The following is a 15667-nucleotide window of genomic DNA, read 5'->3' on the forward strand; positions in this document are numbered from 1 at the left end:
CCTAAGAAGGCAGGTCGGCCGCGAGCACGCGTAGTGGACTACCTGCATGCGTGGGACGGCGACGGAGAGGACGGAAACGTGAGCGACGCCGAACCGGGGGCCAAACCTGCGACGCCGGCACACCGGCTGCGCCGGATGGTGGGTCGCGATCCGCACGAGCAGCATCGGGCGGCCACTCCGCTGGAGCTGCTGTTCGACCTCACCTTCGTGGTGGCGTTCGGGATCGCCGCGTCCCAGTTCGCGCACCTGCTCGCGGAGAACCACGTCGCGGCGGGGCTGACCGGTTTCGCGTTCGCGACGTTCGCGATCTGCTGGGCCTGGATCAACTTCAGCTGGTTCGCCTCGGCGTTCGACACCGACGACTGGATCTACCGGCTGATGACGATGCTGCAGATGGTCGGCGTCATCATCCTGGCCCTCGGCCTGCCGCAGCTGTTCACCTCGATTGAGCACGGCGGACACGTGGACAACGCCGTCCTGGTGGCCGGGTACATCGTGATGCGAATCGCGCTGGTGGGGCAGTGGTTACGCGCGGCCTCCCAGGATCCTGTGCGGCGCCAGGCCTGCCTGACCTACGCAGTGGCGGTCACCGTGGCCCAGATCGGCTGGGCCGCACAGATCTTCGTCCAGACGTCGGTCGAGGTGTTCTTCGTGTGCGCCGTGGCACTGATCGCGGTGGAGCTGTCCGGCCCGTTCGTCGCCGAGCGACGGATGGGCGGAACCCCGTGGCACGTGCACCACATCGTCGAGCGCTACGGTCTGCTGGCGATCATCGCGCTGGGTGAGGGCGTGGTGGGCACCGTCGCGTCGATCTCTGCGGCCGTGGAGATTCAGGGCTGGTCAACCGACGCGGTGCTGGTCGCGGTCGCCGGCATCGGACTGACCTTCGGCATGTGGTGGGTGTACTTCCTCGTCCCGCACGCCGACCTGCTGCATGCCGACCGCAGCACGTCGTTCTGGTTCGGCTACCTGCACATCCCGGTCTTCGGCGCGATCGTCGCCACCGGTGCGGGCCTGCACGCCGCCGCCTATTACATCGAGCACCACTCCGCACTGGGCGCCGCACCGACGGTCGCGACCGTCGCGGTGCCGCTCGCCATCTATCTGGCCGGTCTGTACGCCGTCTACGGGTTGGTGGCACGCAGATGGGACGTGTTCCACGGTGCCCTCGTCGCGGGCGCGCTCGTCGTCTTGGCCGTGGCGGTGTGGTTGGCGACCATCGATGTGCCGATGGCGGTGTGCCTGCTGGTGGTGACGCTGGCGCCGGTGGTCGTCGTGGCCGGCTACGAGCTCACCGGCCACCGGCATGTGAGGGCGGCCGGGCAGGCGGAGGCACTGCGTTTGGCACCGCCGCAGGCGGGCTAGTCAACCGGGGCACCGCGAAAGGAGTCACCATGCCGAAGACGGGCAAGGGCGGACAGGCCAAGAAGAGCGAGCTGCCCAGCACGCTGAAGAAATCGGAAGCCAAGGCGCAGCGCACCTTCGCGAAGGCGCACGACTCGGCGGCCGAGGAGTACGGCGAGGGCGAGCGCGCCCACCGCGTGGCGTACAGCGCGCTGAAGCACAGTTACGAGAAGGTCGGCGACCACTGGGAAGCCAAGTCGGCCAAGGGTCCCTCGGATCAGCGTGCCCGCAGCGGCGGTCCGAACGCCAAGGGTGAGACCGCCGAGGGCGTCGACGCCAACGCGTCGAAGAAGCACCTCGTCGAGGTGGCCCGGCGTCTCGACATCTCCGGCCGGTCGACCATGAGCAAGGACGAACTGGTGTCGGCGATCAAGAAGGCGAATCGGCGGGAGTCCGCCCGCAACCGCTGATCACCGGTCCGGGGCGGGATCCGCCTCGAAGCTCTCGAGCAGCATGCGTTCCTGTTCGAGCCGCATCCGGCGCCTGGTCTTGCTGCGCGTGATGAGGATCCCGGTCGTGGCCAGCGCCCAGATCGCGTACTGCGCCGTCCACGCCCAACGGAACGACTCAAACGAGTAGCCACCGGTGGCGTCGAGGATGACCCCCATCGCCTGCATCACCAGCAGCGACGCGATGAATCCGCCCATGTTGACCATGCCCTGTGCGGTGCCCAGGGTCGCGCTCGGGTTGAACGTGCGCGCGAAGTCGAAGCCCACCATCGAGCCGGGTCCGCCGACCGAGATGACCACGATCAGCAGTATCAGCAGCCACAGCGGAGCCGGTCCGGGCAGGGCGAGCACCACCGTCCAGACGAGTGCGTTGCTGCCGATGATGGCGAGCACGAGGCGGGACCGGCGGTGTGGATGGCGGCCGGTAAAGATGCCGATGACGACACCCGCCGAAATCGCTGCGACCACCGACAGGCTCAGCAGCGTCCCGGCCATCCCGGCCGACAAGCCCTGCGCCACCGTCAGGTACGGCACGCCCCACATCAGCGCGAAGACCGTCACCGAGAACTGCGTGCCCATGTGTGTGAAGAAGCCGAGCCGGGTGCCCGGCCGCAGCCACACCGTCTTGACGCTGCCCACCATCTCGCCGAAGGTGGCGGTCTTCGCCGGCTTGGCTCGTCCCGACGGAGTGTCCCTGACGACGAGCAGCGTCAGCACCATCGACAGGACGCCGAGTGCGGCGACCGAGGTGTAGGCAGTCGTCCAGCCCGCGCCGGTGAGCACGGCCAGGAACGGCACCGCCGAGAGCACCTGCCCGAGCTGGCCGCAGATGCCGGTGAGCTGGGTGACCAGCGGGACCTGCCGCGGCGTGAACCAGTGCGGCACGAGGCGCAGCACCGAGATGAACGTCAACGCGTCGCCCAGGCCGAGGACCGCGCGGGCCGCGATCGCCGATGGCAGTGTCTCGCAGAACGCCAGCACCAGCTGACCGGACGCCATCAGAGCCGCGCCGCAGATGATGAGCACCTTGGAGCCGTACCGGTCGAGCAGCACACCGGCAGGCACCTGGGCGCCCGCATAGACCACCACCTGCAGCACCACGAAGGTGGACAGCACACCGGGACTCACCGTGAAGCGGTCCGCCGCGTCGAGTCCGGAGACGCCGAGGGTGGTGCGGTCGAGCACCGCGACGATGTAGGCCAGGAGTCCGGTGGCCCACACGATCCAGGAGCGCACACCAAACCCTTCGTCGTGACTGTCGGTCGAACCCGATTCTCGGGATCCCGCCTTCCATGGTGGCCACCGCCGGCCGGGGAAACCAATTCCGGTTCCGTGACATCACTCACGAAGATTCGCTCGTCAGCCTAGAGAGTTGGCTGAAACTGCATACGGATGTGCAGTAGATTGCCTGAACACTCACATAGATGCAGAACAGGGGCAAGAATGGTCGATATGTCGAAGGTCGCACCGAGATGGCCTTGGGTTCGCTCAGATCGCACGTTCCGGGTACAGTGTCCGCATGACGAACCGCGACGCCGGCTGTCGCCTGCGGCATGGGTTGCAGGAGAGTGCGGCGCGTTGAGCGAATACCGGCTCGAGGAGCTCGCTGACCTGTCGGGGGTGAGCGCCCGCAACATCCGCGCGTACCGGGAGCGGGGGTTGCTGGACCCGCCACGCCGGTCCGGCCGCTCGGCGTTGTACGGCGACTCCCATCTCGCGCAACTGGACACCATCAATCAGCTCCTGCGGCGGGGGTTCAACTCCGCTCACATCGCCGAGTTCTTCGCCGGCATGCGCGACGGCGCGGATCTCGCCGACATCCTCGGACTGCAGCGCGCCGTGCCTGCGACACCGACCGCCGAGATCCCCGCGGCGCCCGCGCCGCCCGCCGCGCGGTCGGAGGGGCCGCTCGACATCAGCGTGGGATCCGACGAGGCGCGACGACTGGTCGAGCTGGGCCTGGCCCGCCGGGTCGACGGCGCCGTGGCGCTCACCGACCCCGTGCTCGGTGAGATCGTCGCCCGCGCGGCCGACCAGATGCTGTACATCCGCGCACTGCTACGGATCGTCGAGTCGACGCGACAGGACATCGATGCGCTGGCCGCCGCCGTCGTCACCGCGCTGGAGGAGTGCCTCACCGCGCGGTTCGGACCCGAGCACCTGCCCAGGCCGGACCAGCTCCCGGAATTCAGGCAGATCGTCCGCGACTACCGGGAGTTGGCCACCAGGCTGGTGGTCGGCCATCTCGACACGGTGCTGCACCGTCGGGTGGTGTCCTCGGCGCCGGGCGCCCTGCTCAACGGGCAGTGGCCGCCGCACGGCTGAGCGGCGCGCGCCGGATCAGCGTTTGATGCGCTGCCACCGCTGCACCCAGTCGTCGTAGGTGGTGCAGTCGTCGCCGCTGCCGTCCACGCAGTCCTTCTGCGGAGTCGTCCAGTAGTGGATCTTCGCGGCGAACTGCTCGTCGGTGGCGCGGTACAGATCGCAGAAGTCGAATGTGGTGGTGTGATCGCACGCGAGGGTCTGCGCTGGCGCCTCGCCGAAGTGTTCGGCGGCCTCGGCGTTGACCTCCGGTGAGGCTATCCAGTTCATCCACTGGTACATGCAGTTCGGATGCGCGGCCTTCGACGAGATCATCCAGGTGTCCGACCAGCCGGTCGAGCCCTCCTTGGGCAGCACGGTGTTGACCTGGACCCGGTTGTCGGCGCCGATGGTGTTGGCGATCACCTGCCAGGTGGTGCCGATCACGGCGGCGCCCGACTCGAAGGCCTGCACCTCGGCGGTGTAGTCCGACCAGTACAACCCGACGTTCTCGCTCTGTGTCTCGAGCAGCTCGGTGGCGGCGTCGAGTTGGGCGACGGTCAGGGAGTACGGATCGCCGATACCCAGTTCGGGCCTCGCCTTGGACAGGTAGAGCGCCGCGTCGGCGATGTAGATGGGGGAGTCGTACACGGCCACCCGCCCGCGGTACTCCGCCGCGTCGTCGAACACCGCCGCCCACGAGTTCGGCGCGTCGCGCACGACGCCGATGTTGTACATCAGCAGGTTCGCGCCCCAGCCGTGCGGGATGCCGTACATCTGGCCGTCGACGGAGTTCCACGGCTGGTCCTTGAGGAACGGCGAAATGGTGTCGTAGTGGGGCACCAGCGCAGTGTTGACCGGTGCCACGTCCCCGGCGTAGATCAGCCGCAGTGTGGCGTCCCCCGACGCCGACAGGCCGTCGTAGCGGCCGGTTCGCATGAGGTCGACCATCTCGTCGGAGGTGTGTCCGATGGTGACGGTGGTGCGGCAGCCCGTCTGCTGCTCGAACGCGGTGACCCAGTCGACCGCGCTGTCGCTGGTGCCGTCCTCGGCGTAACCGGCCCAGGCGATGAGGTCGAGTTCGCCTTCACCCTCTCCGATGGCGGACAACGGTTTCAGATCGGGCACCCGCTGACCGTCGGCGGGGTCCTGGGACGAGCCCGAGCAGGCGATCAGCAGTGCCGCGCACGCCGTCAGGGCCGACCCGGCGCGCAGGAGCATGGGTTCATGGTAGGAAACCGGCGCGCGGTATCGAAGGCCACTCGCCGCACGGCCGAGCGGGGGTTTCGGGAGGTAGTGCCCGATTCGCCCAGCAACCCCACTCTGCCGGCGACGGCCCGCGCGGCGCCGATGGGCGTCCTGCTCGACCAGGCGGCCGGAGTGATCGGCGCGGCCGACATCCGCGCCGCCGGGGCACTCGGAGCCATCCGGTGTGTGTCCGGCCGCAGGCCCGGCGGCGCGTCGATGCTGGGCACGCCGATCCGGTTGCCAGAGGCTCGCGACCTGCACCGGAGCGGGGTGACGATGGCCTCGTGCCACCGGTTCGGCAAGCAGGACACCCACCTTCGAGCGGTACAAACAGCAGGTCGGACTGTATCTGCGGGGCGGGGAGGCGGTGCTCGACCGTCAGTGCGCCGGCGGCGGCACATCTGCACCGGGTAGGGATGGACAGGCGTCAGGTCGGCGGCATCGGTGTGGACGTCAACCGCATACGCGTGCCGCAGTTCGGTCGGTGGGACGGGAAACCTTACTGACTAGTAATATTTCCAGCAAACTTCGGTGAAGCCCTGCGATGCGCGGGTGGACACTCGGCGGGCGAGTGTCGACCCATTCGCCGCGAGCGCGACGACGCCGACAGCCTGAAATTCTTAGATAACGATTAGATAACAATGCTGCTTTGAACAGCGCAGTTGTAGCTACTCAACCGTAACCACCTGCATGCAGGACGTTTGTCCCGCTTGTCGTCGCACCGCGAAGGGCGCCGTGTTATCTGGCCGTGGGTTACTCGGGCGTAGAACTCGCCAGTAACCAATTCCGGGCCGGAAGTACCCCCTCCTCTTATGCCACTCTTAGTGGGGTTGGACCGCCCGGACACGGGCGGCCGCCAACGCGGATTCGACGCCGAATCTTCCGCCGGCCCGACGCAGGGGAGCGCAGCCGGCGAGCCGACCACCGTCGGTCACGACCGCCAGTTCGACGAGCGAGACGACAAGCGCGCAGGCAGCGCGCCGAGGGAGATAACAAGACGTGACGATCCACGAGCACGACCGGATGCCCACCGACCGCAGCGGCGACGTCGAGGCCACCAGATCCGCGCATGCGCTCGTCGACCGCCTCAACGCCGGTGAGCCGTATGCGGTGGCCTTCGGCGGCCAGGGCAGCGCATGGCTCGACACTCTCGAGGAGCTGGTCTCCTCCGCGGGCATCGAAGGCGAACTCGCGACACTCGCCGGCGAGGCCGAACTGCTCCTCGAACCGGTCGCGAAGGAACTCGTGGTCGTCCGGCCGATCGGCTTCGAGCCGCTGGCCTGGGTGCGTGCGCTGGCCTCCGACGAGCCGCTGCCCACCGCCAAGCAGCTGACGTCGGCCGCCGTCTCCGTGCCGGGCGTGCTGCTCACCCAGATCGCCGCGGTGCGCGCGCTGGCCCGCCAGGGCATGGATCTGTACGCCACCCCGCCGGTCGCCGTCGCAGGCCACTCGCAGGGCGTGCTCGCCGTGGAGGCGCTCGCCGCCCGCGGCGCCAAGGACGTCGAGCTGCTCGCGCTGGCCCAGCTGATCGGTGCGGCCGGCACGCTCGTCGCGCGGCGGCGTGGCATCACCGTCCTCGGTGACCGCCCGCCCATGGTGTCGGTCACCAACGCCGATCCCGAGCGCATCTACGAACTGATCGAGGAGTTCGCCCAGGACGTCCGCACCGTGCTGCCCCCGGTGCTGTCGATCCGCAACGGCCGCCGCTCCGTCGTCATCACCGGCACCCCCGAGCAGCTGTCCCGCTTCGAGCTGTACTGCGCCCAGATCTCGGAGAAGGAAGAGGCCGAGCGCAAGAACAAGGTCCGCGGCGGCGCCGTGTTCGCGCCGTCCTTCGACCCCGTGCAGGTCGAGGTGGGCTTCCACACGCCGCGGCTGTCCGACGGCGTCGACATCGTCGGCCGCTGGGCCGAGGCCGTCGGGATCGACGTCGACCTCGCCCGCGCCATGACCGAGGCCATCCTCGTCACCCAGGTCGACTGGGTCGACGAGATCACCGACCTGCACGAGGCCGGCGCCCGCTGGATCCTCGACCTCGGGCCCGGCGACATCTTGACGCGGCTGACGGCCCCGGTGATCCGCGGCCTCGGCATCGGCATCGTGCCCGCCGCCACCCGGGGCGGACAGCGCAACCTGTTCACCGTCGGCGCGGTGCCCGAAGTGGCCCGCCCGTGGTCGAGCTACGCGCCGACGACCGTGCGCCTGCCGGACGGCTCGGTCAAGCTGTCGACGAAGTTCACCCGGCTGACCGGCCGCTCGCCGATCCTGCTCGCGGGCATGACGCCCACCACCGTCGACGCCAAGATCGTCGCCGCCGCCGCCAATGCCGGCCACTGGGCCGAGCTGGCCGGCGGTGGACAGGTCACCGAGCAGATCTTCAACGACCGCATCACCGAACTCACCGGGCTGCTCGAGCCGGGTCGCTCCGTGCAGTTCAACTCGCTGTTCCTCGACCCGTACCTGTGGAAGCTGCAGGTCGGTGGCAAGCGCCTGGTGCAGAAGGCGCGTCAGGCGGGTGCGCCGATCGACGGCCTCGTCGTCACCGCAGGCATCCCGGAGCTCGAAGAGGCCGTCGACCTGATCGACGAGCTCAACTCCATCGGCATCGGCCACGTCGTGTTCAAGCCCGGCACCGTCGAGCAGATCCGCTCGGTCATCCGCATCGCCGCCGAGGTGCCCACCAAGCCGGTGATCGTGCACATCGAGGGCGGCCGCGCCGGCGGCCACCACTCCTGGGAGGACCTCGACGACCTGCTGCTGGCGACCTACTCGGAGCTGCGGTCGCGGTCCAACATCACCATCTGCGTCGGCGGTGGCATCGGCACACCCGAGCAGGCCGCCGAGTACCTGTCCGGGCGCTGGTCGGAGTCCTTCGGCTTCCCGGCCATGCCGGTCGACGGCATCCTGGTCGGCACCGCGGCGATGGCCACCCTCGAGGCCACCACCAGCCCCCAGGTCAAGCAGATGCTGGTCGAGACCCGCGGCACCGAGACATGGGTGGGCGCCGGAAAAGCCCAGGGCGGCATGGCCTCCGGGCGCAGCCAGCTCGGCGCCGACATCCACGAGATCGACAACGCCGCGTCACGCTGCGGACGCCTGCTCGACGACGTCGCCGGTGACGCCGACGCCGTCGCCGAGCGGCGCGACGAGATCATCGCGGCGATGGCCGTCACCGCCAAGCCCTACTTCGGTGACGTCGGCGAGATGACCTACCTGCAGTGGCTGCAGCGCTATGTCGAGCTGGCCATCGGGGACGGCAGCAGCAACGCCGACTCGAAGAAGCCGGACTCGCCGTGGCTGGACATCACCTGGCGGGACCGCTTCGAGCAGATGCTGCAGCGCGCCGAGGCCCGGCTGCACGCCGTCGACTCCGGCGAGATCCCGACGCTGTTCCCAGAGGGCCGGCTGCTCGAGGAGCCCGAGGCGGCGATCGCCGCCCTCGTGCGGCGCTACCCGGACGCCGAGACGGTGCAGCTGCACCCGGCCGACGTGCCGTTCTTCGTCCAGCTGTGCAAGACACTCGGCAAGCCGGTGAACTTCGTGCCGGTGATCGACAAGGACGTCCGCCGGTGGTGGCGCAGCGACTCGCTGTGGCAGGCCCACGACGCCCGCTACTCCGCCGACCAGGTGTGCATCATCCCCGGCACCGCCGCCGTCGCCGGCATCACCCGCGTCGACGAGCCCGTCGGCGAACTGCTCGACCGCTTCGAGCAGGCCGCCGTCAACCAGGCGCTCGCCCGCAACGGAGACCCGGCGCCGGTGCTGTCCCGCCGCCAGGGCCGTGCCGACGTCACCGGTCCGCTCGCCGCGCTGCTCGACGCGCCCGATGTGCTGTGGGCCGGCCGCACCGCGACCAACCCGGTGCACCGCATCGCCGAGCCGACGGACTGGCAGGTGCGCGACAACCAGACCATCGCCACCCACGCATCCACCGGTGCGCGCATCACCGTCGCCGACGACGAGCACGTCGTCCTGAGCGTGCCGCTGTCGGGCACTTGGATCGAGATCCGTTTCACACTGACCGATGTCGTCCGCAGCGGCGGAGCGCCGCTGGTGTCCACCGACGACGCCGCCACCGCGATGCGTGCGGTGCTCGCCATCGCCGCGGGCGTCGACGGCGCCGATGCGCTGCCGCCGGTGTCCGGCGGTTCGGCGACGGTCACCGTCGGGTGGGACCCCGAGCAGGTGGCCGACCACACCGGTGTGACCGCCACGTTCGGCGCACCGCTGGCGCCTACCCTGACGGTGGTCCCGGACGCGCTCGTCGGCCGGTGCTGGCCCGCCGTGTTCGCCGCCATCGGCGACGCGGCCACCGACTCGGGCTTCCCGGTCGTCGAGGGTCTGCTGAGCCTGGTGCATCTCGACCACGCCGCCCGGCTCGAGGCGCCGCTGCCCACCGAGGTCGCCGAACTCACCGTCACCGCAACCGCTTCGGTGGCCACCGACACCGAGGTGGGCCGGGTCGTCCCGGTCGCCGTGACGGTGACGACCGCCGACGGCGCCGTGGTGGCCACGCTCGAGGAGCGATTCGCCATCCGCGGCCGCGTCGGTGCGGCCGAACTGACCGATCCGGTCCGGGCGGGCGGAGCCGTCTCCGGCAACGCCACCGACACCCCGCGCCGCCGCCGTCGCGACGTCAGCGTCGGCGCCCCGGTCGACATGCGGCCGTTCGCCGTCGTGTCCGGTGACCACAATCCCATCCACACCGACCGCGCCGCGGCCCTGCTGGCCGGCCTGGAATCGCCCATCGTGCACGGGATGTGGCTGTCCGCAGCCGCGCAGCACGTCGTCACCGCGACGGACGGCAAGGCCGTTCCGCCGGCCCGCCTCATCGGCTGGACCGCACGGTTCCTCGGCATGGTGCTGCCCGGTGACGAGATCGAGTTCCGGGTCGACCGCGTCGGGATCGACGTCGGCGCAGAGGTTCTCGAGGTCACCGCCAAGGTCGACAACAACCTGGTGATGTCGGCGACCGCACGGCTGGCCGCGCCGAAGACCGTCTACGCCTTCCCCGGCCAGGGCATCCAGCACAAGGGCATGGGCATGGAGGTCCGTGCCCGGTCCAAGGCGGCCCGCAAGGTGTGGGACTCCGCGGACAAGTTCACCCGCGAGACGCTCGGCTTCTCGGTGCTGCACGTGGTGCGCGACAACCCGACCAGTCTCGTCGCCTCCGGCGTGCACTACCAGCATCCCGAGGGCGTGCTCTACCTGACGCAGTTCACCCAGGTCGCGATGGCGACCGTGGCGGCCGCCCAGGTCGCCGAGATGCGCGAGCAGGGTGCGTTCGTCGAGGGCGCGATCGCCTGCGGGCACTCCGTCGGCGAGTACACCGCCCTGGCGTGCGTCTCCGGCGTCTACGAACTGGAGGCGCTGCTGGAGGTGGTGTTCCACCGCGGCAGCAAGATGCACGACATCGTGCCGCGCGACGAGCAGGGCCGGTCCAACTACCGGCTGGCCGCTATCCGGCCGTCGCAGATCGACCTACCCGACGCCGACGTCACGGCGTTCGTCGACGAGATCGCCGCGCGCACCGGGGAATTCCTGCAGATCGTGAACTACAACCTGCGCGGATCGCAGTACGCCATCGCCGGCACCGTGCGCGGCCTCGAGGTGCTCGAGGAAGAGGTCGAGCGGCGCCGCGAGATCAGCGGCGGCAAGCGATCCTTCATCCTCGTGCCGGGTATCGACGTGCCGTTCCACTCGTCGGTGCTGCGGGTCGGCGTCGCCGACTTCCGCCGCTCGCTGGAGCGCGTGATGCCGCGCGACGCCGATCCCGACCTGCTGATCGGCAAGTACATCCCCAACCTGGTGCCCCGGCCGTTCACGCTGGATCGCGACTTCATCCAGGAGATCCGCGACCTGGTGCCCGCCGAGCCGCTCGACGAGATCCTCGCCGACTACGACACGTGGCTCAACGAGAAGCCGCGGGAACTGTGCCGCAAGATCGTGATCGAGCTGCTGGCGTGGCAGTTCGCCAGCCCGGTGCGGTGGATCGAGACCCAGGACCTGCTGTTCATCGAGGAGGCCGCGGGCGGACTCGGCGTCGAACGGTTCGTCGAGCTCGGCGTGAAGTCCGCGCCGACTGTGGCGGGCCTGGCGACCAACACGCTGAAGCTGCCCGAGTACTCGCACAGCACGGTGGAGGTGCTCAACTCCGAGCGCGACGCCGCGGTGCTGTTCGCCAACGACACCGATCCGGAGCCCGAGCCCGAACTCGACGACGCCCCGGCCGGACCGGCCGACGAGGCACCTGCGGCGGCAGCTGCGCCCGCGCAGGCCGCCCCGGCGGCGCCGTCGGGCGGTCCCCGTCCCGACGACCTGACGTTCGATGCCGCAGACGCGACGGTGGCGCTGATCGCGCTGTCGGCCAAGATGCGGCTCGACCAGATCGAGGGGCTGGACTCCATCGAGTCGATCACCGACGGTGCGTCGTCGCGGCGCAACCAGCTGCTGGTCGACCTCGGTTCGGAGCTGAACCTCGGCGCGATCGACGGTGCGGCCGAGGCCGACCTCGCCGCGCTGAAGGGTCAGGTCACCAAGCTGGCCCGCACCTACAAGCCGTTCGGCCCGGTGCTCTCGGATGCGATCAACGACCAGTTGCGCACCGTGCTCGGCCCGTCGGGCAAGCGCCCGGCCTACATCGCCGAGCGGGTGAAGAAGACCTGGGAGCTCGGCGACGGCTGGGTCAAGCACGTCACCGTCGAGGTGGCGATGGGGACCCGTGAGGGCAGCAGCGTGCGCGGCGGCGGGCTGGGCAACCTGCACGAGGGTGCGCTCGCCGACGTCGCGTCGGTCGACAAGGCCGTCGACGGCGCCGTGACGGCGGTGGCCGCGCGCAAGGGTGTCTCCGTGACACTCCCGTCTGCCGGCGGAGCCGCAGGCGGCGTGGTGGATTCGGCCGCGCTCGGCGAGTTCGCCGAACAGGTCACCGGTCGCGACGGCGTGCTGGCCTCGGCCGCCCGCCTGGTCCTCGACCAGCTGGGCCTCGACACGCCGGTCACCGCACCCGAGACCGCGAATGACGCGGAACTGATCGACCTGGTCACCACCGAGCTCGGCTCCGACTGGCCGCGGCTGGTCGCACCGGCCTTCGACGGTCGCAAGGCCGTCGTGTTCGACGACCGCTGGGCCAGCGCGCGTGAGGATCTCGTGAAGATCTGGCTGGCCGAGGAGGACGACGTCGACGCCGACTGGCCGCGACTGGCCGAGCGGTTCGAGGGCGCCGGCCACGTGGTGGCCACCCAGGCGAACTGGTGGCAGGGCAAGGCGCTGGCCACGGGCCGCAACGTGCACGCATCGCTGTTCGGCCGGATCGCCGCCGGTGCGGAGAACCCGGGCCGCGGCCACTACAGCGACGAGGTCGCGGTGGTGACGGGCGCGTCGAAGGGCTCGATCGCCGCATCGGTGGCCGCGCAGCTGCTCGAGGGCGGGGCGACGGTGATCGCCACCACCTCGCGCCTCGACGACGCCCGGCTGGAGTTCTACAAGTCGCTCTACCGCGACAGTGCGCGCTTCGGCGCGACGCTGTGGGTGGTGCCGGCGAACATGGCCTCCTACAACGACATCGACGCACTGGTGTCGTGGGTCGGCTCGGAGCAGACCGAGAGCTTGGGGCCGCAGTCGATCCACCTCAAGGACGCCCAGACGCCGACGCTGCTGTTCCCGTTCGCCGCCCCGAGGGTGGCCGGCGACATGTCGGAGGCCGGTTCGCGCTCCGAGATGGAGATGAAGGTGCTGCTGTGGGCCGTGCAGCGGCTGATCGCAGGACTGTCGGGCATCGGCGCGGAGCGCGACATCGCGTCGCGGCTGCACGTGGTGCTGCCTGGTTCACCGAACCGCGGCATGTTCGGCGGTGACGGCGCCTACGGTGAGGCCAAGTCCGCGCTCGATGCGCTGGTGACTCGCTGGAAGGCCGAATCGTCCTGGGCGCAGCGGGTTTCGCTGGCGCACGCGCTGATCGGTTGGACCAAGGGCACCGGCCTGATGGGTCACAACGACGCGATCGTGGGTGCTGTCGAGGAAGCCGGCGCCACCACCTACACCACCGCCGAGATGGCCTCGATGCTGTTGGCGCTCTGCGACATCGACGCGAAGGTGTCCGCGGCCCGCGAGCCGCTCGAGGTCGACCTGACCGGTGGCCTCGGCGACGTCGAGCTCGACATGGCGGCACTGGCGGCCAAGGCGCGCGAGGAGATGACCACCGAGACGCTGCCGGAGGACGGGCCAACGCCGGGCACCATCGCCGCGCTGCCCGCCCCGCCGCGGCTGGACGGCCCGGCGCCGGCTCCCGAGTGGGCCGACCTCGACGTCGACCCCGCGGACCTCGTGGTGATCGTCGGCGGCGCCGAACTCGGGCCCTACGGTTCGTCGCGGACCCGCTTCGAGATGGAGGTCGACAACGAACTGTCGGCGGCAGGCGTGCTCGAGCTGGCGTGGACGACCGGCCTGATCACCTGGGAAGACGACCCGAAGCCGGGCTGGTACGACGCCGCATCCGGTGACCTGGTCCCCGAGGAGGAGCTCGTCGAGCGCTATCACGACGCCGTCGTGGAGCGTTGCGGCATCCGGGAATTCGTCGACGACGGCTTCCTAGATCCCGATCATTCGTCGCCGCTGCTGGTGAGCGTGTTCCTGGACAAGGACTTCTCGTTCGTGGTGTCGTCGGAGGACGAGGCCCGCACGTTCGTGGCGTTCGATCCCGAGCACACCGTGATCCGCCCTGTCCCGGACTCGGCCGACTGGCAGGTGATCCGCAAGGCGGGCACCGAGATCCGGGTGCCGCGCAAGACGAAACTGTCCCGCACGGTCGGCGCGCAGATCCCCACCGGCTTCGATCCCACGGTGTGGGGCATCACGCCCGACATGGCCAACTCGATCGACCGGGTGGCGCTGTGGAACATCGTCGCCACCGTCGATGCGTTCCTGTCGGCGGGCTTCAGCCCGACCGAGCTGATGCGCTGGGTGCACCCCAGCCTGGTGGCCAGCACGCAGGGCACCGGCATGGGCGGCATGACGTCGATGCAGACCATGTACCACGGCAATCTGCTCGGCCGGAACAAGCCGAACGACATCCTGCAGGAGGTGCTGCCCAACGTCGTGGCCGCGCACGTCGTGCAGTCCTACATCGGCTCCTACGGCGCGATGATCCACCCGGTCGGCGCCTGCGCCACCGCGGCGGTGTCGGTCGAGGAGGGCGTCGACAAGATCCGGCTCGGCAAGGCCGAACTGGTGGTCGCGGGCGGCTTCGACGACCTGACGCTCGAGGCGATCATCGGCTTCGGTGACATGGCGGCCACCGCCGACACCCAGATGATGCGCGCCAAGGGGATCAGCGATTCGAAGTTCTCGCGCGCCAACGACCGGCGCAGGCTCGGCTTCGTCGAGGCCCAGGGCGGCGGCACGATCCTGCTGGCCCGCGGTGACCTCGCGGTCAGGATGGGTCTGCCGGTGCTGGCGGTCGTCGGCTACGCGCAGAGCTTCGCCGACGGTGTGCACACCTCGATCCCGGCACCGGGACTGGGCGCGCTCGGCGCCGGTCGCGGCGGCAGGGACTCGGTGCTGGCACGCTCGCTGGCCAAGCTCGGCGTCGGTGCCGACGACATCGCGGTGATCTACAAGCACGACACCTCGACGCTGGCCAACGACCCCAACGAGACCGAACTGCACGAGCGGCTCGCGGACTCGATGGGCCGGTCGGCCGGGGCGCCGCTGTTCGTCGTCAGCCAGAAGACGCTGACAGGCCACGCCAAGGGCGGCGCCGCGGTGTTCCAGATGATGGGCCTGTGCCAGGTCCTGCGCGACGGGGTCATCCCGCCGAACCGCAGCCTGGACTGTGTCGACGACGAGATGGCCACCTCCGGGCACTTCGTCTGGCCGCGCGAGACCCTGCGGCTGGGGGAGAGGTTCCCGCTCAAGGCCGGCCTGGTGACCAGCCTGGGCTTCGGACACGTGTCCGGGCTCATCGCGCTGGTCCACCCGCAGGCGTTCCTCGCCTCGCTCGATCCCGAGCAGCGCGAGGACTACCGCCGGCGCGCCGACCAGCGCACGCTCGCGGGTCGTCGCCGGCTGGCGTCGGCCATCGCGGGCGGTCGCCCGATGTACGAGCGACCGGCGGACCGGCGCTTCGGCCACGACGGGTCGGAGAAGCGGCAGGAGGCGGCGATGCTGCTCGACGCGGCGTCGAGGCTCGGCGACGGCGACGTGTACGGCCGATGAGCGCTTGCGCGAAGAGCAACCAGCACCGATGAGCGCATCGGCTTGGGCTA

At 70.0% G+C, this 15667-nt stretch carries 6 protein-coding genes and 1 pseudogene; 5 read left to right on the plus strand and 2 right to left on the minus strand.

The features are described 5' to 3' along the window. The first annotated feature begins 135 nt into the window (after window positions 1–135). The gene (locus AB0K11_RS27225) at window positions 136–1365 is read left to right on the plus strand and encodes a low temperature requirement protein A (RefSeq protein WP_364984828.1); all 1230 of its coding nucleotides are present in this window, start codon (window positions 136–138) and stop codon (window positions 1363–1365) included. Window positions 1366–1394: 29 nt separating this feature from the next. Beyond that, on the plus strand, window positions 1395–1814 hold the full coding sequence (locus tag AB0K11_RS27230) for a ChaB family protein (RefSeq protein WP_364984630.1): 420 nt from the start codon (window positions 1395–1397) through the stop codon (window positions 1812–1814). Here the strand turns inward: AB0K11_RS27230 and AB0K11_RS27235 are convergent, their stop codons facing one another. Then, on the minus strand, window positions 1815–3089 hold the full coding sequence (locus AB0K11_RS27235; protein ID WP_364984632.1) for an MFS transporter: 1275 nt from the start codon (window positions 3087–3089) through the stop codon (window positions 1815–1817). It lies immediately after the preceding gene. Between the two features lie 342 nt (window positions 3090–3431). Here AB0K11_RS27235 and AB0K11_RS27240 point away from each other — a divergent pair, with 342 nt between their 5' ends. Continuing rightward, window positions 3432–4178: a MerR family transcriptional regulator gene (locus AB0K11_RS27240; protein ID WP_364984634.1), complete on the plus strand. Its 747-nt coding sequence runs from the start codon at window positions 3432–3434 to the stop codon at window positions 4176–4178. A 15-nt stretch (window positions 4179–4193) separates the two neighbouring features. On the opposite strand, the gene AB0K11_RS27245 is transcribed toward AB0K11_RS27240, so the two are convergent. Beyond that, window positions 4194–5375, minus strand: coding sequence for an ABC transporter substrate-binding protein (locus AB0K11_RS27245; RefSeq protein WP_364984636.1), 1182 nt, complete (start codon window positions 5373–5375; stop codon window positions 4194–4196). A 6-nt stretch (window positions 5376–5381) separates the two neighbouring features. Here AB0K11_RS27245 and AB0K11_RS27250 point away from each other — a divergent pair. Next, window positions 5382–5908, plus strand: a pseudogene (locus AB0K11_RS27250) (hypothetical protein). Window positions 5909–6401: 493 nt separating this feature from the next. Then, on the plus strand, window positions 6402–15617 hold the full coding sequence (locus AB0K11_RS27255; RefSeq protein ID WP_364984638.1) for a fatty acid synthase subunit beta domain-containing protein: 9216 nt from the start codon (window positions 6402–6404) through the stop codon (window positions 15615–15617). Window positions 15618–15667 lie beyond the last annotated feature (50 nt).

It is taken from the genome of Mycobacterium sp. NPDC050551 (assembly GCF_040674075.1).
Classification (GTDB): Bacteria; Actinomycetota; Actinomycetes; order Mycobacteriales; family Mycobacteriaceae; genus Mycobacterium.

Coding starts and splice junctions, on each gene's coding strand:
- AB0K11_RS27225 (WP_364984828.1), top strand. CDS start 136: ATGGTGGGTCGCGATCCGCACGAGCAGCATCGGGCGGCCACTCCGCTG.
- AB0K11_RS27230 (WP_364984630.1), top strand. CDS start 1,395: ATGCCGAAGACGGGCAAGGGCGGACAGGCCAAGAAGAGCGAGCTGCCC.
- AB0K11_RS27245 (WP_364984636.1), bottom strand. CDS start 5,375: ATGCTCCTGCGCGCCGGGTCGGCCCTGACGGCGTGCGCGGCACTGCTG.